22 protein-coding genes are annotated in these 18,770 nt (G+C 39.6%); 2 read left to right on the top strand and 20 right to left on the bottom strand.

All coding sequences use genetic code 11. The annotated features are described in order from the left end of the window. Positions 1-24: 24 nt before the first annotated feature. From hfq to BQ7314_RS10830, 6 genes are all read right to left on the bottom strand, one after another. Positions 25-261, bottom strand: a complete 237-nt coding sequence (gene hfq, locus BQ7314_RS10855) for an RNA chaperone Hfq (RefSeq protein WP_174483715.1) — start codon at positions 259-261, stop codon at positions 25-27. Between the two features lie 116 nt (positions 262-377). After that, on the bottom strand, positions 378-1,367 hold the full coding sequence (gene ftsX / locus BQ7314_RS10850; protein ID WP_174483714.1) for a permease-like cell division protein FtsX: 990 nt from the start codon (positions 1,365-1,367) through the stop codon (positions 378-380). Next, on the bottom strand, positions 1,364-2,026 hold the full coding sequence (gene ftsE, locus BQ7314_RS10845; RefSeq protein ID WP_174483713.1) for a cell division ATP-binding protein FtsE: 663 nt from the start codon (positions 2,024-2,026) through the stop codon (positions 1,364-1,366). The genes ftsX and ftsE overlap by 4 nt, the downstream gene beginning before the upstream one ends. Before the next feature lie 6 nt (positions 2,027-2,032). Beyond that, complete coding sequence (gene ftsY, locus BQ7314_RS10840; protein WP_174483712.1) at positions 2,033-3,985, bottom strand: signal recognition particle-docking protein FtsY; 1,953 nt, start codon at positions 3,983-3,985, stop codon at positions 2,033-2,035. A 6-nt stretch (positions 3,986-3,991) separates the two neighbouring features. Continuing rightward, entirely contained in the window at positions 3,992-4,588 is a 597-nt protein-coding gene (locus BQ7314_RS10835) for a hypothetical protein (protein WP_174483711.1), read from the bottom strand. Beyond that, positions 4,581-5,324, bottom strand: coding sequence for an SURF1 family protein (locus BQ7314_RS10830; protein WP_174483710.1), 744 nt, complete (start codon positions 5,322-5,324; stop codon positions 4,581-4,583). The genes BQ7314_RS10835 and BQ7314_RS10830 overlap by 8 nt, the downstream gene beginning before the upstream one ends. Positions 5,325-5,443: 119 nt before the next feature. On the opposite strand from BQ7314_RS10830, the gene BQ7314_RS10825 reads away from it, so the two are divergent. Further along, positions 5,444-5,704, top strand: coding sequence for a twin transmembrane helix small protein (locus tag BQ7314_RS10825; protein WP_174483709.1), 261 nt, complete (start codon positions 5,444-5,446; stop codon positions 5,702-5,704). Positions 5,705-5,811: 107 nt separating this feature from the next. Here the strand turns inward: BQ7314_RS10825 and BQ7314_RS10820 are convergent, their stop codons facing one another. The 10 genes from BQ7314_RS10820 to bioB all read right to left on the bottom strand — a co-directional run bounded on the left by BQ7314_RS10820 (position 5,812) and on the right by bioB (position 15,287). Beyond that, positions 5,812-6,678, bottom strand: coding sequence for a cytochrome c oxidase subunit 3 (locus tag BQ7314_RS10820; protein WP_174483708.1), 867 nt, complete (start codon positions 6,676-6,678; stop codon positions 5,812-5,814). Positions 6,679-6,687: 9 nt separating this feature from the next. Continuing rightward, positions 6,688-7,218 carry a cytochrome c oxidase assembly protein gene (locus BQ7314_RS10815; RefSeq protein ID WP_174483707.1) on the bottom strand — a complete coding sequence of 177 codons (531 nt, stop codon included), beginning with the start codon at positions 7,216-7,218 and terminating at the stop codon, positions 6,688-6,690. Between the two features lie 151 nt (positions 7,219-7,369). Continuing rightward, positions 7,370-8,983, bottom strand: coding sequence for a cytochrome c oxidase subunit I (gene ctaD / locus BQ7314_RS10810; protein ID WP_174483706.1), 1,614 nt, complete (start codon positions 8,981-8,983; stop codon positions 7,370-7,372). A 55-nt stretch (positions 8,984-9,038) separates the two neighbouring features. After that, positions 9,039-10,199, bottom strand: a complete 1,161-nt coding sequence (coxB, locus tag BQ7314_RS10805) for a cytochrome c oxidase subunit II (protein ID WP_425356648.1) — start codon at positions 10,197-10,199, stop codon at positions 9,039-9,041. Positions 10,200-10,452: 253 nt separating this feature from the next. After that, positions 10,453-10,851 carry a bacteriohemerythrin gene (locus tag BQ7314_RS10800; RefSeq protein WP_174483704.1) on the bottom strand — a complete coding sequence of 133 codons (399 nt, stop codon included), beginning with the start codon at positions 10,849-10,851 and terminating at the stop codon, positions 10,453-10,455. A gap of 49 nt (positions 10,852-10,900) precedes the next feature. Then, entirely contained in the window at positions 10,901-11,578 is a 678-nt protein-coding gene (bioD, locus tag BQ7314_RS10795; protein ID WP_174483703.1) for a dethiobiotin synthase, read from the bottom strand. A 2-nt stretch (positions 11,579-11,580) separates the two neighbouring features. Continuing rightward, positions 11,581-12,360 carry a malonyl-ACP O-methyltransferase BioC gene (gene bioC, locus BQ7314_RS10790; protein ID WP_174483753.1) on the bottom strand — a complete coding sequence of 260 codons (780 nt, stop codon included), beginning with the start codon at positions 12,358-12,360 and terminating at the stop codon, positions 11,581-11,583. Next, on the bottom strand, positions 12,360-13,136 hold the full coding sequence (gene bioH / locus BQ7314_RS10785; protein ID WP_174483702.1) for a pimeloyl-ACP methyl ester esterase BioH: 777 nt from the start codon (positions 13,134-13,136) through the stop codon (positions 12,360-12,362). Before bioH ends, bioC begins: the two co-directional genes overlap by 1 nt. Continuing rightward, a complete protein-coding gene (bioF, locus tag BQ7314_RS10780) occupies positions 13,133-14,299 on the bottom strand; it encodes an 8-amino-7-oxononanoate synthase (RefSeq protein WP_174483701.1) in 1,167 nt (388 codons plus the stop codon). The genes bioH and bioF overlap by 4 nt, the downstream gene beginning before the upstream one ends. Positions 14,300-14,303: 4 nt before the next feature. Beyond that, positions 14,304-15,287 carry a biotin synthase BioB gene (bioB, locus tag BQ7314_RS10775; RefSeq protein WP_174483700.1) on the bottom strand — a complete coding sequence of 328 codons (984 nt, stop codon included), beginning with the start codon at positions 15,285-15,287 and terminating at the stop codon, positions 14,304-14,306. A 157-nt stretch (positions 15,288-15,444) separates the two neighbouring features. Between bioB and BQ7314_RS10770 the strand changes: the two genes are divergently transcribed. Then, a complete protein-coding gene (locus BQ7314_RS10770; protein ID WP_245394976.1) occupies positions 15,445-16,074 on the top strand; it encodes a ComF family protein in 630 nt (209 codons plus the stop codon). Here the strand turns inward: BQ7314_RS10770 and waaA are convergent. The 4 genes from waaA to rplI all read right to left on the bottom strand — a co-directional run bounded on the left by waaA (position 16,025) and on the right by rplI (position 18,755). After that, a complete protein-coding gene (gene waaA / locus BQ7314_RS10765; RefSeq protein ID WP_174483698.1) occupies positions 16,025-17,326 on the bottom strand; it encodes a lipid IV(A) 3-deoxy-D-manno-octulosonic acid transferase in 1,302 nt (433 codons plus the stop codon). The genes BQ7314_RS10770 and waaA overlap by 50 nt on opposite strands. 258 nt (positions 17,327-17,584) lie before the next feature. Then, positions 17,585-17,857 carry a Txe/YoeB family addiction module toxin gene (locus BQ7314_RS10760; RefSeq protein ID WP_174483697.1) on the bottom strand — a complete coding sequence of 91 codons (273 nt, stop codon included), beginning with the start codon at positions 17,855-17,857 and terminating at the stop codon, positions 17,585-17,587. Continuing rightward, positions 17,850-18,104 (bottom strand): type II toxin-antitoxin system Phd/YefM family antitoxin, encoded by a 255-nt coding sequence (locus BQ7314_RS10755; protein ID WP_174483696.1) that lies wholly within the window; start codon positions 18,102-18,104, stop codon positions 17,850-17,852. The genes BQ7314_RS10760 and BQ7314_RS10755 overlap by 8 nt, the downstream gene beginning before the upstream one ends. Positions 18,105-18,305: 201 nt before the next feature. After that, positions 18,306-18,755 (bottom strand): 50S ribosomal protein L9, encoded by a 450-nt coding sequence (gene rplI, locus BQ7314_RS10750; RefSeq protein ID WP_174483695.1) that lies wholly within the window; start codon positions 18,753-18,755, stop codon positions 18,306-18,308. Between the last annotated feature and the right edge of the window lie 15 nt (positions 18,756-18,770).

Genomic DNA, 18,770 nt, shown 5'->3' with positions numbered 1-18,770 from the left:
ATCTCCCTAGTCGATATTTTTAACTCACTCAATGTTACTCTCTTTATTAATCATAGTGACTGGTTTTCCAGGCACAATAGTAGAAATTGCATGTTTATACACCATCTGTGACATAGTATTTTTTAGCATAATGACATATTGGTCAAATGAATCAACACGACCTTGCAGCTTAATGCCATTGACTAAAAAAATGGATACTGGTGTGTGCTCTTTTCTTAGCGCATTCAAAAAAGTATCCTGCAGGTTTTGGCTTTTTGACATACATCTCTCCCTATTATTTTTATTTTTCTGCAATCAGCTCAAAGCATACCTGAATACCTTACCGATAATTAAACTGATTTACAAGATATAGGTGCGCAAAGGTCCAAAATCAAGTCCTATTCAGGTTTTAATAATCTAATTTGATGACTTACTATTGCTAGTGCACCCAAGACTCCAAGCATTGACGCACCGACAATTAAGCTCATTGATTCCGTAAAATTCATAAAATGCAGTTGAAATTGGCTCTGGTACAGCATAGATAAATGAGTAATGGGAGAACTGAGCATAAATAGCATTAAGCTAATAATGCACCAAGCACAACAACCCGCTATAAAACCAAACCAAAAACCACTATAAAGAAAAGGTAAACATATAAATATATTAGTTGCCCCTACTAGTTTTTCTACTACGACCTCATCTCTGCGTGTTTGTAACTCTAAGCGTATGGTATTTCCAGTGATAAAGACCACGGCAACGGCTAATAATCCAGATATCAACATAACTAATTGGTTAGCTATTTGCATCATTGTCTGCAAACGTACCACCCAATCCATATCAATTTGGGCAAAATCAACTTCTTGTTCATTTTTTGCTTGCTCTAATAATTTCGTTAGTTGATACGCTTCACTTATCTCTTGTGTAGGAAAAACCTGAATGACCGCTGGCAAAGGATTGCTTTCTAGAGCATTCAGTGCAGCACCAAAGCCACTATATTGCTGAAATTCTGCTAAGGCTTGCTGCTTAGAAATCAGTACAACATTAGCCACCCCTTCATAATCCTGTAATCGCTGTGCTAATTTTGCAGCTTGCTTATCAGAAATATATTCATGTAAAAACAAGGAAAACTGCTTGCCTGTCTGTAAATTATCTACTAATTGCTGAGCATTATTCACTAAAACATAAAAACTACCCGCCAAAGACAAGGCAATAGCCATAACAATAATAGCCATAGCTGAAGTAAAGGGAGTTAACAATAGTCGACGAAAACTAGTACCTAATGCCTCTCTATGCAACAGCAAATTAATACTTAACCAGCCTGTGGACTTACGCTTATGCTGCCCAACTTGCCGTGGGGTCTCTATAGGGCTTTTTCTAACTGACTTCATAAAGGATGTTTAATAAGTGTGCCATGATCTAACTGCAAAACTCTATGATCTAACTTTGTCACTAATTCAATATCATGCGTGGCAACTAATACCGTAACACCCACTTGTTTAAACTGCTCAAACAAACGCATAATTTCTGCTGATAGTTGCGGATCTAAATTACCTGTCGGCTCGTCAGCCAAGATTAACGCTGGCTTATTGACAACCGCACGCGCAATACCGATACGCTGTTGCTCACCGCCCGATAAAGCCAAAGGATACTTGTTTTCTTTGCCCAACAAACCTACCTTATCAAGTGCGGCACGAACCCGCCTAGCCACTTCATGCCGCCCAACACCCGCGACGATTAAAGGTAAAGCTATATTATCAAAAACAGTGCGATCAAAAAGCAACTTATAGTCTTGAAAAATCAAGCCTAACTTACGTCGTAGAAAAGGAACTTGCCTATCATGCATGCGACAAATATTTTGCCCATCGACCAATATCTGCCCGCGAGTGCAGCGTTCAATAATCGCCACCAATTTAAGCAAAGTACTTTTCCCAGCGCCCGAGTGCCCCGTTAAAAAAGCCATTTCACCTTTATCAAGATGAAAACTAAGATCACTTAAAGTATCCCCTGCGTCAGCGTAACGCTTAAAAACATGATCAAAGCTTAACATGGCAGATTAATCTTTATCTTGCTTAAATAAAGCATCAATAAAATCTCGAGCATTAAAATCCTGTAAATCATTAATTCCTTCACCTACTCCCAGAAAACGGATAGGCACACCCGCTTTTTTTGCCAAAGCGAAAATAATGCCTCCTTTCGCAGTACCATCTAGTTTAGTGAGGGCAATCCCTGTTAACTCAACCGCTTTATTAAAATGTTCAGCCTGCGACAGTGCATTTTGCCCTGTCCCCGCATCCAAAACTAATAAGACTTCATGAGGCGCAGTATCATCTAGTTTACTCATAATACGTTTGATTTTTTTCAACTCATCCATTAAATTTGACTTCGTATGCAAACGGCCCGCTGTATCAGCGATCAACACATCAATCCCTTTTGCTTGTGCCGACTGCACTGCATCAAAAATAACCGACGCTGAATCCGCTCCTGTATGCTGTGCCACAACATGAATTTCGTTGCGCTCTCCCCAAACTTGTAACTGTTCAACGGCTGCTGCTCTAAAAGTATCTCCAGCGGCCAACATCACACTATACCCTTGTTGCTGTAATCTTTGCGCTAGCTTGCCAATAGTTGTTGTTTTACCAGCACCATTAACACCCACAACTAAAATCACATAAGGACCTTGTTTCTCAGGTATGACCAAAGGCTGGCTTACAGGCTCCAATAGTTCCAATAACTGCTGTTTTAAAAGTTCAGATAAAGCATTAACATCTTCTAATTGGTGTTTTTCAACACTTTCTTCTAGCTTAGCAATAATGTCCGTGGTTACATCCATACCCACATCAGCCATTAATAAACTGGTCTCTATCTCTTCCAACAAATCTTGATCAATCTTACGATTCGCAAAGCTTACTACCGATAGTACAGCACCTAGACCTGTGCGCGTTTTTCCAAGCTGTGACTTTAAACGCAAATATAAAGACTCTGGCTCAACTAGCTCAGATGTTGGTATTTGTACTTTATCGTCAACAACATGAGTATCTCTTTCCTTTAAGCTAGCAGAATTTTCCCTTGGTAAAGTAACTTGGATATCACCTGGCAACTTATATTTTGCATGAAACCTAATAAGTAACAAAGGTAACATCAAAATCATAGCTGTAAGACTATGTACTACGCCTATCCACACAGGCATAGATAACTTAACTAACGCGATTCCCGCAGCAAACTGAATCAACAATAATAAACTTATTGTGACACCAGCCCAACGTACTGATTTAATACGACTACTAGTAGCTGATAGCATCACCCACGTTAGGCTAATAAAAACAATAATTGAAAAAATACGGTGCAGCCAATGCACAGCAATTTTCGCATCAAAGGATAATGGCGCTAAAAAGTTAAACGCATTGATATAATCGGCTTGTGGCCACCATGAATTTAAACACTGCGGAAACCCACCACACACTAAACCCGCATGGTTTGCTGTGAGCCAAGCACCCAATAACAACTGCAAACCTAGAACAACAATAGCACTAGAAACAAGCCACGATTTAGTGCCATCATTACGCTTAACGTAGCCTGTTTTACTGTGCAAATAAATATGCACAAGCACATACAAGGTAAACGCATTCAACAGATAGTGAGCCAGCTGATTAAGTGCCTGAGTACCCAACCAATGCGCATGCATCCCTAAAGGGATTTGCACACCTACTAAACCAGCTAAAATTAGCGTATAAACAAACAGTTTTAAGCGTGCATTTTTTAGCCAAAGGCTACTCAAGGTCAGCATGGCTAACAGCACAACAATAGCAAAAGCACTGACTGAGTGGATCAAAGCAATGAGTTCATGATTTGCTATATTTTCTTGACCAAATATTTTCACTACCTGTGTATAACAAGTTAAAAACTCATTACATGTCAGAACTTCAACAGGAACTAAATGCTGATATGCACCCGTACCTGCAAGCAACAAAATAAAAAAACCGACTAAAATAGTTAAAACTCTAAACATACCTACTTACCCAATTTGAGAGATTCTAAGTAATTTTTTCAAATCACTTTTAACAGCATAAGGATCAAAGCCTGCTTTATATTGCATCATCAAATTACCTAATGGGTCCATTAATATTAACATTCCACTAGTAAGCTCTGGCGTTACCTTTTGCTTAATTTCTTTCAGCAATGCAGGGCTAGGTTTAACCTTTAATAAGCGATCATCGGCATCCCACCATGGCTGAAAGCTTTTTTCTTGAATGCCCTGTACCAGAATGACAGCACGCCTAACACGCGGCAAGTCTTTATTAAGCATTAAGCGTAACTGCTTAGTTGCATGAATTGCATCAATACAAACCTGATTACATTCCTTATCTGGAATAATATTTAAAATAACCCAATGCCCTGCAAGCTCTTTAATATTTTCCACAGAAAAATCATCCACTCCGAGTAAGTCACTCCTTTCTGTCGTAACCACAGGAACAATTAGCTCGCCTTTATTTGTGGACATAGGCTGAAAATTAGGATCTTTTGTTAAATACCATGCAATTGAGAAAGGGATGGCGGTCATTAACGCTAAAATAATAATCGTGCGTTGATTTTTTCTTTGTTGATTAATCATCTTTATATTTTTTACAACTTATCCAAAGTATTAATAATGTTAATGTAAGCGCCAAAGCAAACCATTGCACTGCATAAGCAATATGTTTTTCCGGCGGCATACGAGTGTTTGTCTGCCAATCCCTTATATAACCATTCGGCTGATCAGGCAATAATTGCACCTGAAAATCAAAAATAGGCTGATTAAGCTTTTGGGTGATTTTGGCAGCGTTGATTATTTGCACAACCGAAGGCCAAGAATCACTCGGCTCATCAGCTCCCGCCAAAACTAGGCCTACCCTAGGAAAGTGATTGAGCATACCGTTCACCACTAACTCACCAGAAGGCGGGGTAAAATCAATATTAGGTAATTGTTTCCTGTTTTTACTCATAGCTACCCAACCACGATTAACCAAAACAATTTTACTATTCCCTGTTAGCATAAAAGGGGTCAAAACAAAACCTCCCACTTTACCACCTATAATTTGATTATCGACTAAAAATTGATGCGCTACATCATAGTGCCCGCGTAATTGTACTTGTCTATACCGCCATCCATCGCTAGTAACCAATAAATCAGTCAGTGCTACCGGTGCGAGCAACATTTTTTCTTGTTGCGCAGCTATATGCGCTCGCTTAACATCCGCTCTATCCAACTGCCAAAAACCCAAGCGTAATAACAGAACCAGTACAGCAATAAAAACAATAAACGGGATAAGGTTAATTTTCCAGGTATAGTTTAAAAAACTCAGTTTCATCGGGGATACCTAAAATAAAGCTAATAGCATCATCATTACTTAATTAAAATCTTGACTAGGCTTATAATTATCAACTGCCTAGAAAACTCATCCACTCATTAATAGACTATATTACCACTATGCTAAAAATTCTTATCATTCTTGTCTTCTTAACCATTCTTGCCAGCCTTGGTACAGCTCTCTATCACTTAATAAGACATAAAGAGTCTTCTACAAAAACAGTCAAAGCACTGACTTATCGCATCGGAATTTCTCTCGTTTTATTTATCCTATTAGCCATTGCTTTTATGACTGGCTTAATTCAACCTACTGGTATTGGCAGGAATATACAAATGCAGATGCAGAAAGATGCACAACAGCAACAAAACAACTTAAGATAAAAAGACTGCCTTTTAAACAGCGGACTAAAGTCCAGCCCTATTGTGGTTCAGACAAAAAAAAAGCACTACCCATACAGGTAGTGCTTTTCTCAGCCCAATGGAATTACTTACATCATATAGACAAAAATAAATAAACCCAACCAGACAACATCAACAAAATGCCAATACCAAGCAGCGGCTTCGAAAGCAAAATGATTTTCAGGTGTAAAATGCCCCTTTGAACTACGGAATAAAACCACAGTCAAAATAATCGCTCCGACACAAACGTGAAAACCATGAAAACCTGTTAGCATAAAGAAAGTTGAACCATAGATACCAGATCCTAAAGTTAAACCCATTTCATGATAAGCTTCTTGATACTCGATTGCTTGAAAAGCAACAAAAATAAAGCCCAAAATCACCGTTGCCGCCAAACCTTTGATTAATTGACTACGATTTTTTTCAATTAGACCATGATGCGCCCAAGTACAAGTCACACCACTGGTTAATAGAATTAAAGTATTCAATAAAGGCAAGCCAAATGCCCCCATAGGCTCATACTCACCACCAACATTTCCAGGCCCATTTGTTGGCCATACAGACTCAAAAGAAGGCCATAACATACCAGAAGAACGCCCTGGACCGTCACCAACACTTGCTAACCAGTCTACAGATAAATTACGCGTATACCAAAGCGTACCGAAAAATACGGCAAAAAACATAATTTCAGAAAAAATAAACCACATCATTGCCATGCGATAGGAAATACCTACGCCTTTATTATACATGCCAGTTTCACTTTCTGTTGCCTGTAAAGTGAACCAACCGCCAATCATAATAATAAAAATTGACAAGCCGATCAGCATAAAAGTAGAGCCTGCCGCATTGCCATTTAAGTAGTTTGCAAAACCTGCCAATAAAGTCATCAAACCAATAGTCGCAGCTATTGGCCATGTTGCCTTATGTGGAATGTAATATGCGCCTTGTGTAGACATCATAATCCCCTATTTAGTTAGTAGTATCAAAAAAGTAAGTCCGAATGTTAGCCTTTTATATCGCTCAGGTAAGGCAGGATTAATCACTATCTGCACCTTTAAGTGCTTAGTTTCACCCGCCTCAAAAACCTGAGTATCGAAACAAAAACACTCAGTATTTTTAACGTAGCTTACCGAAGGCCCTGGAGTAACGCTCGGGACTGCCTTTGCAGTCATACGCTGATCGGTTTTATTGCTCGCTGTAAACCCCATACTAATCACCTCACCAGGATGCACTTTAAGCTCGTATTTATCAGCCTTAAAAGCCAAGTTCGTACCGGCACCCAGCGAAGTAATAAACTCCACAATTATCTCTCTTTGTGTATCAATCGTATAATTTAAAACCGCAGAATCTTGCTTAGTTTTACCATTAATACCTGTTATTTCACACAAAATATCGTACAAAGGTATTAAAGCAACAGCAAATAAAAACATCATAAGCACTAGAAAAACTAAGGCTCGAACTGTTTTTTTATTCTTCCGTTCTAAATCTGCATTCACTAAGAGGTAACCCTTATTACAGCAAAAATATAAATTGAAATTGCAACAACCGCCAATGCGACTGCAGTCAAAATATTTTTTGTTTTAGTAGTCATTATTTTGCTATCACTTTGCTCATATAAACAGCATATGAGCAAAGGATACACACTCCTTAGAAATGTTCAGTTGGAATTTTTTCTGGTGGAGTAGCAAAAGTATGATATGGCACGGGTGAAGGTAAAGTCCACTCTAAACCATGCTTGTGCGCATCTTCCCAAACCTCATCAGATACTTTCTCGCCAGTGCCGCCTTTAATTGTTTTAATCACAATATAAAGAAACAATAACTGGCTAAAGCCAAAGATAAAGGCACCAATACTAGACACCATATTCCAATCAGCAAATTGTACTGCATAATCAGGGATACGACGTGGCATACCTGCTAAACCTAAGAAATGCTGCGGAAAAAATAAAATATTAACTGAAATAGCTGATAACCAGAAATGGAATTTAGCTAATTTTTCATCATACATATTCCCCGTCCATTTAGGCAACCAGAAATAACCACCTGCCATCAGAATAAAGATAGAAGCCGGTACTAAGGTGTAATGAAAATGCGCCACAATAAAATAGGTATCGTGATACTGGAAATCAACCGGAGCCAACGCCATCATTAAACCAGTAAACCCGCCTAATGTGAATAACACCACGAATGCAATTGAAAACAACATAGGTGTTTCAAAAGTCATAGACCCTTGCCACATCGTTGCTGTCCAGTTAAAAATCTTAACTCCCGTTGGAATCGCAATGAGCATAGTGGCGTACATAAAGTACAACTCACCAGCAATAGGCATACCCACTGTAAACATATGGTGCGCCCAAACGATAAATGATAAGAATGCAATTGCAGCTGTCGCATAAACCATAGAGCTGTAACCAAATAAAGGCTTACGCGCAAACACGGGGATAATAGTTGAAGCTACACCAAACGTTGGCAGAATCATGACATACACTTCTGGATGTCCAAAAAACCAGAAAATATGCTGATAAAGTACAGGGTCACCACCACCTGCGGCATTAAAGAAGCTAGTATCGAAGAAACGATCCGTTAATAGCATCGTTACTGCACCTGCAAAAACCGGCATAATCGCAATCAATAAGAATGCCGTGATTAACCAAGTCCAAACGAACAAAGGCATTTTCATCAAGGTCATTTTTGGTGCACGCATATTAAAAATAGTTGCGATGATATTAATCGCCCCCATAATCGATGAGATACCTAACATATGCACAGCAAAAATTGCAAAAGGCAACGCAGCCCCAGTCTGCAATACTAAAGGCGGATACAGAGTCCAACCTGAAGCAGGTGCGCCACCCTCCATGAACAGGGTACTTGCTAATAGCAATATACCACCAACTAACATCCAAAAACTCATGTTATTCATACGAGGTAACGCCATATCAGGCGCACCAATCATTAATGGAATTTGCCAATTAGCAAAACCAACAAATGCAGGCATTACTGCACCAAATACCATTACCAATGCATGCATTGTCGTCATCGAGTTAAAAAACTGCGGACTAACAAACTGCATACCTGGCTCAAATAACTCGGCACGAATAACCAGTGCCATTGCACCACCGACAAAAAACATCGCTAACGCAAATAATAAATAAAGCGTACCAATATCTTTATGGTTGGTGGTAATTATCCATCTTAAAAGACCTTTCTCAGGCCCGTGATCATGATGTTCATCATGTTCATGTTCAGCTGTTACAGCAGACATAATAATACCTCGTTTAATACTTAAAAAGATTTTGCTTCAAACACACGAACGAATGTTATTCGTCATCATCGTCATAAACGACTTCTGGAATCGCTGCTTGTAAAGATTTGATAGCGGCTGGCTGAATTGAATCACCCACTGCATTACCCAAACCATTACGTATAAATGTTGCTACTGCTGCAAAATCAACAGGATCTAACATTTGCCCAAAGGCAGGCATCATACCTTTACCATTTAGCATTAATTCTACTTGCGCATTCATATCCCCTAATACTACTGGGCTATTTGAAACTGCTGGGAAAGTACCCGCTATACCAGCACCATCTGCCATATGACAAGATGCACAATTATTAGCGTAAACCTTCTCACCTTGCGCAATTAAATCTTCTTGAGTCCAATCTTTTTCTGCAGCACTTGCTGCTTCAACTGCCGCACTTTTTTGCTCTGCAACCCATGCTGCGTAATCTGCTTTTTCCATGGCGATCACTACAATCGGCATAAAACCATGATCTTTACCACATAGCTCAGTACATTGACCGCGATATGTGCCTGCTTTTTCAACAGAAGTCCATGCCTCATTGATAAAACCAGGAATCGTATCTTTTTTCCAACCTAGATCAGGAACCCACCAAGAGTGAATTACATCAGCCGCTGTAAATAAGAAACGAATCTTAGTATTAATAGGTACCACTAAAGGCTTATCAACGTTCAACAAATAATTGGGTACAGTTCGTGGATCAATACCAGAATTAAGTTGTCTTGCTTTATTACTCGCCTCATCTAAGCTACTAAAAAAGCGGATGCCGCTATCTAAGTATTCATATTCCCACTTCCACTGCCATCCCGTGACTTTAATGGTCATTTCTGAGTCTTGAACATCATCCATTTCCAGCATCACTTTAGTAGCAGGAATCGCTAATAAAATTAAAATAACCGTTGGAATAATTGTCCAGAGTATTTCCACTTTCGTACTTTCATGGAAATTTGATGCTTGGTATCCTCTTGACTTACGGTGAAAGTAAATGGAGTAAAACATAGCACCGAATACAACGATACCTATGAATACACACACCCACAACACCAGCATATGTAGGCCATAAACATCTTTACTAATCGATGTTACCCCCTCCATTAAGTTAAGAGTGTAGTCCGCCTGAGCTGTCCCTAGGCCATAAGCCATAAGGAGCAGACTGGCGAATAATTGCTTTGTTTTCATCACGGAGTAGCCTCCCCTAAAAGTTAGAAACTGATTGAATGCATTATTATAGTGATTGTAGTTCCAGATTTATTCCCTTACTAGATCTATCCTTTTTATTCTTACTACAAACAAACTTTTCAATTTTACCGTATGCGCTCTTGCTAAGCTAGATAATCCCGCTGTGTTTTTATAAAAAACTTTTTTACGCGCATAAAAAAGGCCTGCAAAGTTTGACCTCACAAGCCTTTCTATCTTTTATTAAGATTACATTTTAGCTATTGAGCGTGCTCTCATAGGCCCGGTCAAAGGTAGGAATATGACTATCTAGCCAATTTTTAACTAACGCACCTGTATCTTCGGTTACATCAGCCTCACCTTTACCAAACTTTTCTTGTAAATCAGCACAAATACCCACTAAAGCATCATGTTCTGCCTTATGTGCAGCATAGCCAGAAAAATTCTTCGCCTGCATTTCTTTTTCTTCATGAGCAAAATGCTCAACCACGTAAGCAATCAAGTCATCCAATGCTTGACCAACTTCATTACGCTCAGCACCGCCAGTTGCTAAATCGTATAATTTATTTAACTTACCAAATAATATTTTATGTTCATCATCAGCAAAAGCAACTTTGGTCTCATGTTGTTCAGCATTCCAAGTAATTAAAGCCATTCTTATCTCCGATTTATTATTATAGGAAAAGCCATTATACATAAACACTTTATGGTTGTAAGGTTTTATCAATTTTTTCTGCGAACTTGTTTACATCTAGCTTATCTGTATTGGAAAACACCGCCAGCAACGGCATACCAGTTGCCTCCCGAAGTGTCTGAATATTTTCATCAAGCACCAGCATATCTTGCTCCACACAGGATGCAATCCACCCCTTACAAACTATACCTTTTTGCTTTATTGCTGCAAACGTCAACTTAGCTTGATTAATACAACCCAAACGCATACCAACTACCACAATTAGCGGCAGTCCTAAAGCTTGCGCCAAATCAGAGACATCTTGCTGCGCATTAAGAGGAACCAGCCAACCACCGACACCTTCGACCAACACAATATCCGCTTTTTTTTCAAGTTGCTGATATTTTTTAACAATACTTGCTATATTTATTTCAACACCCGCTTGCTTAGCCGCAATATGCGGAGAAACTGGCAATGCAAATGTATAAGGATTAATCTCTTGGTAAGGCACCGTTACCGATGCATGCTCTTGCAATAACAAAGCATCTTCATTGTATAATTGCCCATCCAACTCATGACAGCCGGAAGCAATAGGCTTCATACCTAGAACACTCTTACCCTGATTTTTGAAATACTGCATTAGCGCAGCTGTCGTCCAAGTTTTACCAATCCCCGTATCTGTACCAGTAACAAAATAACCTTGTGCCATACCTACCCCTTATTCCTTACTTGAACATAAATTATTTCAAAACTAGCTGTTATCTGACCATCCTCATCGACAGGATAAGCCGCACACATCGCCTGAATTTTACCTTTACCTGTCAAAGCTTTATTACGTTGATAACTAACATTATGCGCACCAATCCCCTTTAACTCACGCATCAACTCAATAACACTCGCATATTTTCGGTAATAAGTCTGCTTTTCTAGCTGTACATCCGCAAACCCTGCGGTCTGCAACTTTGCACCAATCTCAGCCAAAGAACAAAACTCATTAACATGTGGATAATCATCCACGACTGCCCACGCTGCTTTTAATTCATGCAAAGCGCTGGCACCAAAAGTAGAAAACACAAACTGACCATTAGCCCCCAAAACTCGCTTAACATCAGCAAACATAAGCTCTAAATTGGTGCACCATTGCAAGGCTAAATTAGACACTACACCAGAGATACTGTTATCAATAAAAGGTAATTGCTCCGCATCAGCACAAATCTTGCCACATTCAATTCGTTGTCGTGTCTTTAACAACATAGGCAAAGCGATATCTAAGGCCAAGATATTTTCTAAACAGGCGACTTCATGTAATTGCTGTGTAAAAAAACCCGTTCCACAACCTACATCTAAAACCAGAGCATCATTAGCCAATGAAACCTTATTGATCAGTTCACGCCCCACTTGGCGTTGCAAAGTCGCCATGCCATCATAGCTCTGCGAAGCCTGACCAAAAGATTGGCGCATTTGCTTTTTATCCACGACAGAAACAACCATCAAGCTTCACTCCGAAGCAAAAAATTATGCACTAATAGCAAAACTTGTTGTGGATGAGAGATAAAAGGAACATGCCCTGCTTCTGCGACAATATGCACTTCAATTTGTGGCATTAAAGACTTGCATTGTCCACTTACCGACATTGGCACTAGACTATCATAACCACCAAAAATCATTTGCACCGGTAATGCTAGAGCAGATAATGCACTTCTTAAATCTGCCGTTTGCAATATCTGCAATCCACTCATTAAAACCTCTAACTCAGGCACGGCACACTCATGTAATGCCTCTTTAATCTGCTTTAAGCATGCTTTCATCTCCGGTACTCCTTTTACTTGCAAGCTCATAAAGCGCAACAAAGTCACCACAGCGTTTTTTTGTATATTGTTAGCAAATTCAGTCAATATATTGGGCGCTACACCCAGCCATTCGTGCGTACTTAAAAAATGTGGGTTACTGGCAATTAAGACTAAGGATTTAACTTTATGCGGGTATTTTTCAGCTAAACGTAAAGCGATAGCCCCTCCTAAAGACCAGCCCACTAGGTGACAAGAGCATTCAGGCAAAGCCAAAGCCAACTTATCAACTAAAAGCTCTAATGTATAAGGCTGAACAATTTCACTTCGGCCATGTCCTGGTAAATCAAGACAGATCACTTGCCGCCCGACCGCTAACTGCTTAGCAAAAATACGCCATACACCACTATGCATCGCCCAGCCATGCAACATCACAACAGGTTCACCCTGCCCATAAACTTCTTGATGTATATAAGTCATATAGCCACTGCATCTAAAGCACTTAATAATTGATCTACATGCGCAATATCATGCATCGCCGAAAAAGTAATACGCAATCGAGCGCTACCTTGTGCAACAGTTGGCGGACGGATGGCACTGACCCATATTCCTTGCTTTAATAAAGCCGCACTGGCTTGCATGGCCTTTTGGCTTTTACCTAAGATAATAGGCTGAATAGCCGATTCAGAAGGCATTAACTCCAAACCCAGCTGCTCAGCGCCACGCCTAAAATGCATAATCAACTGATTTAGTTTATCTCGACGCCAACCATCTACTTGCAGCAACCTCAAACTTGTTCGCGTTGCTGCCGCAACCGCAGGCGGTAATGCTGTAGTATAAATATAAGTACGCGACTTTTGAATCAAGGTTTCAATGAAAGCTTCAGAACCAGCAACAAAAGCCCCGCTCGTTCCAAATGCCTTACCAAAAGTCCCTATCAATAAAGGCACTTGCGCCTGAGTTAACTGATACTGCTCAACAATACCACCGCCTGATCGCCCCAAGACACCGAAACCATGTGCATCATCAACCAATAACATTGCACTTTGCTGCTCGGCTAATGCAGATAAACCGAGTAAGCAAGCAACATCACCATCCATACTAAACACGCCATCAGTGACAATCATGGCATTTTGCCCAGCTTCTTGCCCTTGCATTTTTAATTGCAAATTATGCAAATCATTATGCAAATAACGTTTAAATTTAGCACCCGATAGCAAACCACCATCCAGTAAAGAGGCATGATTTAATTTATCTTCATAAATCGTATCACCTTTAACCATCAGCCCCGCTATCACGCCTAAATTAGCCATATAGCCCGTAGAAAACAATAATGCCCGATCGCGCCCTGTAAAATCGGCCAATTCTTCTTCTAAAGCATGATGTTCAAGGCCGTGCCCACAGACTAGATGCGCCGAACCACTACCGACACCATAGCGATCAGCCGCCTCTTTAAAAGACTGAATTACTTCCGGGTGATTCGCTAAACCCAAATAATCATTACTACAAAAATTTAAAACTTGCCGCCCATCAAGCTGTAAGTAAATCCCTTGCGCAGAGTCTATGACACGTCTTGAACGATATAAATCGGCTTGTTTTAACTCCTCTAGCGCTTGCTGTAATTGCTTATCTTTTTCTATCATGCGCTTACGCGTAGCTTGACCCAGCTGAACGCACACCTAAACGCTCAAATAACGCCAAATCACTATTAGTCATAGGATTATCAGTGGTTAGCAACTTATCACCATAAAAAATAGAATTCGCACCTGTAAAGAAACACATCGCTTGCATTTCATCGGACATATCATTACGACCTGCCGATAATCTAACACGTGAATGTGGCATTAAAATACGCGCTACCGCAATCATACGAATAAACATCAAAGGATCTAATGATTCAGAGCCCATTAATGGCGTACCTTCCACTTGTACCAACATATTAATAGGTACACTTTCAGGATGCTTAGGTAAATTAGCTAATTCAATTAATAATTTAGACCGGTCAGTTTCATTTTCGCCCATTCCTACAATACCACCGCAGCAAACATTAATTCCAGCATCACGCACACGACCTAGAGTATCTAAACGATCTTGATAAGTACGTGTAGTAATGACTTCAGAATAATAATCTTCTGAAGTATCTAAATTATGATTGTAATAATCCAATCCGCCTTCTTTCAGAGTTTTAGTTTGCTCATCAGTCAACATTCCTAAAGTCACACAGGTTTCCATGCCCATGGCTTTCACACCTTTGACCATTTCCACCACACGATCAACATCTTTATCTTTAGGGCTACGCCATGCCGCCCCCATGCAAAAGCGTGATGCGCCTTGATCTTTAGCATTTTGCGCCGCCTTTAAAACCTCATCCATAGGCATTAGCGCCTCAGGCGTTAAATCAGAATCATAACGCGCACTTTGTGGACAATAACCACAATCTTCAGAGCAAGAACCCGTTTTAATACTTAACAAGCTGCTAATCTGCACTTCATTCGGATCGAAATTAGCCCGATGGACTGTATGTGCTTGAAAAAGTAAATCATTAAATGGCTGAGTAAATAAAGCATTCACTTCATCTAATTGCCAATCATGGCGCAATACGGCATTATTATTCATTGAATCTGCTGACATTCTGTTAATCTCCAAGGTCTGAGCTATAGTTAGATGATGACGACTTAATATTGGTCAACCTAACATAATGAAAATGGTAAACAACTGGTTCGATATTATACAATATAGTTTGCTTTCGACTAGCTGTATCTTATGTAACAAGCCTGGAATGAAGCACATGGATTTGTGTGTAGCTTGTTATAATGCGCTGGAAAAAATGGAAAACCAGTGTTATTGCTGCGCCAACCCCTTCGCGATTCATAGTTCAGCGCCCCGCCTGTGCGGAAAATGTCAAAAGAATCTCCCCGCTTTTAACAAAACCTACAGTCCGTTTATCCATCAAGGCGCTATACGCTACTTAATTAACCAGCTAAAATTTAATGGTGCATATAAAAACTCACGGCTACTCGGCTTATTACTTGCCAACTATCTCGAAAAAAATGCCGAACTACCCGAGCTGATTATTCCCGTTCCCTTACATAGCAATAGATACAAACAAAGAGGCTTTAATCAAACACATGAAATAGCAAAGACTATCGCTAAAGAACTCAACGTAGCTATCAACATATCCTGTTGCCAGCGAATAAAAAACACACCTCACCAAATATCACTAACCGCCAAGCAAAGACTTAAAAATATTAAAAACGCATTCCTAATAACAAAGCTACCAAGTGTAAATCATATTGCCATTTTAGATGACGTAATGACCACCGGTGCTACTGCCAATGAGCTTGCTAGGTTATTAAAATTGGCTGGAATTAATCGGGTAGATGTGTGGCTTTGTGCGCGCGCAAAAATGGATCGATAAGTGCAATAGTTCGATCAACTGCCCCATTATTTTTCGCTACAAAGTCCTGGGCATTACTGATTAAATGGCACTTCTCTTGAGGGTCTTCGATCATTAGCGTAATAGCCCGCACTATATCCGCCTCAGTTATACATTGAATCGCACCTTGCGCATCAAGCAACTGTTTGGCTAGTAATTCAACATTTTTCATATGCGGGCCAAACATCACAGGCACACCTAATAAAATAGGTTCAAAAATATTATGTCCGCCGACAGGCACCATACTTCCAGCAACAAAACTAAAATCAGCCAGCGCATACATCAGCTTTAACTCACCCAGTGTATCCACTAAATAGACATCAGTTACTGAATCACAAGGCTTGTGTTCTGTCCGCGCCAGTACATTAAGCTTATTTTTTGCGCATAACTGTTTTATTTCAGATGTACGCTTAGGCTGACGCGGCACTAATACTAACAAAAGGTCCGTAAATTTTGGCTTTAAACGTTGATAAGCCTGTAAAAAAATCTCATCCTCGCCTGCATGAGTACTACCCACAACAAAGACTTGGCGATTCGGAAATAACTCCTGTTTTACTTGTGCCATATTATCTCTAAGCGCTTCAGCAATAGGCATATCAAGCTTAATATTACCTGAGACAGTAATTTTTTCAGCTAACACACCAATCTCTTGATAACGACGCGCATCCACTTCGGTTTGCACTGCAACACCAGAAATCCCTGCAAAAATTTTAGCCAAAAAACTCTTTAATTTAAGATAGCCCTTACTCGACTTTTCTGTTAACCGCGCATTAACAATAAATAAAGGAACTTCATGCTGCTTACATTTAGCAAATAAAACAGGCCAAATTTCAGTCTCCATAATAATGGCAATCTTAGGCTGAAAATGTTTAATAAATCGCTCTACAGTCCTCGGCATATCATAGGGTAAATAAACATGCTCCACCTGATCACCCTGTAACGCACGCACGCGATCATAACCAGGCTCTGTACCTGTGGTGACTAAAACTTTATAAGGATAATTTTTGCGTAAATATTCGATTAATACATGGGCGGCTTCCACCTCACCTAATGAGGCTGCATGCAACCAAATAACTTGTTGCGCATGCTTTTGCTTATAAAAACCCAAGGCTTCGTTATAACGTGCATTAAAATTCTGCCACTTTAGGCCTTTAAAATAGCGAAACACTAATAACAAGGGTAATAGTAGATAAAATAAAGCAACATAAAAATAATACATAACTCGACTATCCACAAGTAGTGACTAATTAAAATACTAAAGAATTTGTCGCAACGAGCGACAAGGGAACAGTATAATCAGAACGACATACTGAAAAGAGAGAAGCAATAAAACCGCATTAAGCTACGAAAAACTGATAATTTATTGGCACAGCTATCATCAAATTCAATGGCCTCTGTCAGGTATACGATGAACTCTGACAACACATTGAACTATAATATAAATAACCTTTGACAACAAACTACGCTACCAGTGGTCGACTCGAATTTTTTGTTAGCCTTTTTGGATATAGTGATACCGACATGCTATTACCGTAATATGTGTATCAGTTACTGCATATATAAACCTGTGTGTGTCATCGATTCTGCGAGACCAAAAACCTGATAAATTTTCTTTCAAAAGCTCAGGCTTACCAAGCCCCTCGAATGGTGTTCGTTTAATATTTGAAAGTAACTTATTAATTCGTTTTAGTGTTTTTCTATCTTGCCCTTGCCAATACACATAATCAGACCAAGCTTCATCTGTCCAAGCTAAACACCTATTCACTCAATGGCTCTCTCTCTTGAACGGCTCCTTGATGAAATTGTTCAATTGATTTTCTGAGGTGCTCTGCATTTGCAGGGGACTTTAATAAATATACTGTTTCCATCAAACTACTATAGTACTCAAATGACATCACCACAGCATCTTCGCTATCACGTCTAGTTATTACAGTACAATCAGCATCCTTAACTACGCGGTCTAAAACACCTTTAAGTCCATTTCTAGCATCAGTAAATGAAATAATTCGCATTTTCTACCTCACTTATTTAAGTTACCGAAAGTATAACTCTAATCTCTAAATTGTACAACATCCTGAACATGTCCTGCTGTAGACTAACAATAGCTATTGCACCAGAATAATACCCGAAAGCACTGCCAGCCCTTTAAGGACTGACAGTGCCACATTGGCTAAACTTTCGAGGGTTTAGAGTATTTCTTAAAACCTAATGACTTAAGCTTCAGCGACAACCTGCACATTAACTGTTGCTATTACGTCAGCATGAAGATTCACATCGATATCGTAGTCACCCACTTGGCGAATAATACCTGTAGGTAAACGCACTTCACTTTTATTCACTGCTGCGCCGGCTGCCGTCATTGCATCAGCAATATCATGCGTACCAACAGAGCCAAATAATTTACCTTCGTCGCCCGCTTTATGAGCAATAATAACTTCAATTTTACCTAAAGCAACTGCTCTAGCTTGAGCAGCAGCTAGTTTTTCCGCAGCTACTTTTTCAAGCTCTGCTCTACGTACTTCAAATTCAGCAATTTTCTTTGCTGTTGCCATAACAGCTTTCATTTGTGGAATAAGGAAATTTCTAGCATATCCAGATTTCACATTTACTTTATCACCTAGATCACCTAAGTTTACAACTTTCTCAAGAAGGATAACTTCCATCTTATAATCCTCATA

The sequence above is a fragment of the methanotrophic endosymbiont of Bathymodiolus puteoserpentis (Logatchev) genome (genome assembly GCF_900128525.1).
Classification (GTDB): domain Bacteria; phylum Pseudomonadota; class Gammaproteobacteria; order Methylococcales; family Methylomonadaceae; genus Methyloprofundus.
Note: the sequence above shows the minus strand (reverse complement) of the source record. Positions and strands in the feature narration are given on the sequence as shown.

What these genes read in the sequence shown, in the direction of transcription:
- BQ7314_RS10770 (WP_245394976.1), top strand. Translation starts at nt 15,445, where the DNA reads ATGGATTTGTGTGTAGCTTGTTATAATGCGCTGGAAAAAATGGAAAAC.
- BQ7314_RS10820 (WP_174483708.1), bottom strand. Translation starts at nt 6,678, where the DNA reads ATGTCTACACAAGGCGCATATTACATTCCACATAAGGCAACATGGCCA.
- BQ7314_RS10835 (WP_174483711.1), bottom strand. Translation starts at nt 4,588, where the DNA reads ATGATTAATCAACAAAGAAAAAATCAACGCACGATTATTATTTTAGCG.
- BQ7314_RS10825 (WP_174483709.1), top strand. Translation starts at nt 5,444, where the DNA reads ATGCTAAAAATTCTTATCATTCTTGTCTTCTTAACCATTCTTGCCAGC.
- ftsE (WP_174483713.1), bottom strand. Translation starts at nt 2,026, where the DNA reads ATGTTAAGCTTTGATCATGTTTTTAAGCGTTACGCTGACGCAGGGGAT.
- hfq (WP_174483715.1), bottom strand. Translation starts at nt 261, where the DNA reads ATGTCAAAAAGCCAAAACCTGCAGGATACTTTTTTGAATGCGCTAAGA.
- bioF (WP_174483701.1), bottom strand. Translation starts at nt 14,299, where the DNA reads ATGATAGAAAAAGATAAGCAATTACAGCAAGCGCTAGAGGAGTTAAAA.
- ftsY (WP_174483712.1), bottom strand. Translation starts at nt 3,985, where the DNA reads ATGTTTAGAGTTTTAACTATTTTAGTCGGTTTTTTTATTTTGTTGCTT.
- bioH (WP_174483702.1), bottom strand. Translation starts at nt 13,136, where the DNA reads ATGACTTATATACATCAAGAAGTTTATGGGCAGGGTGAACCTGTTGTG.
- bioD (WP_174483703.1), bottom strand. Translation starts at nt 11,578, where the DNA reads ATGGCACAAGGTTATTTTGTTACTGGTACAGATACGGGGATTGGTAAA.
- ftsX (WP_174483714.1), bottom strand. Translation starts at nt 1,367, where the DNA reads ATGAAGTCAGTTAGAAAAAGCCCTATAGAGACCCCACGGCAAGTTGGG.
- rplI (WP_174483695.1), bottom strand. Translation starts at nt 18,755, where the DNA reads ATGGAAGTTATCCTTCTTGAGAAAGTTGTAAACTTAGGTGATCTAGGT.
- bioC (WP_174483753.1), bottom strand. Translation starts at nt 12,360, where the DNA reads ATGGTTGTTTCTGTCGTGGATAAAAAGCAAATGCGCCAATCTTTTGGT.
- BQ7314_RS10755 (WP_174483696.1), bottom strand. Translation starts at nt 18,104, where the DNA reads ATGCGAATTATTTCATTTACTGATGCTAGAAATGGACTTAAAGGTGTT.
- bioB (WP_174483700.1), bottom strand. Translation starts at nt 15,287, where the DNA reads ATGTCAGCAGATTCAATGAATAATAATGCCGTATTGCGCCATGATTGG.
- coxB (WP_425356648.1), bottom strand. Translation starts at nt 10,199, where the DNA reads ATGAAAACAAAGCAATTATTCGCCAGTCTGCTCCTTATGGCTTATGGC.
- BQ7314_RS10800 (WP_174483704.1), bottom strand. Translation starts at nt 10,851, where the DNA reads ATGGCTTTAATTACTTGGAATGCTGAACAACATGAGACCAAAGTTGCT.
- BQ7314_RS10830 (WP_174483710.1), bottom strand. Translation starts at nt 5,324, where the DNA reads ATGAAACTGAGTTTTTTAAACTATACCTGGAAAATTAACCTTATCCCG.
- ctaD (WP_174483706.1), bottom strand. Translation starts at nt 8,983, where the DNA reads ATGTCTGCTGTAACAGCTGAACATGAACATGATGAACATCATGATCAC.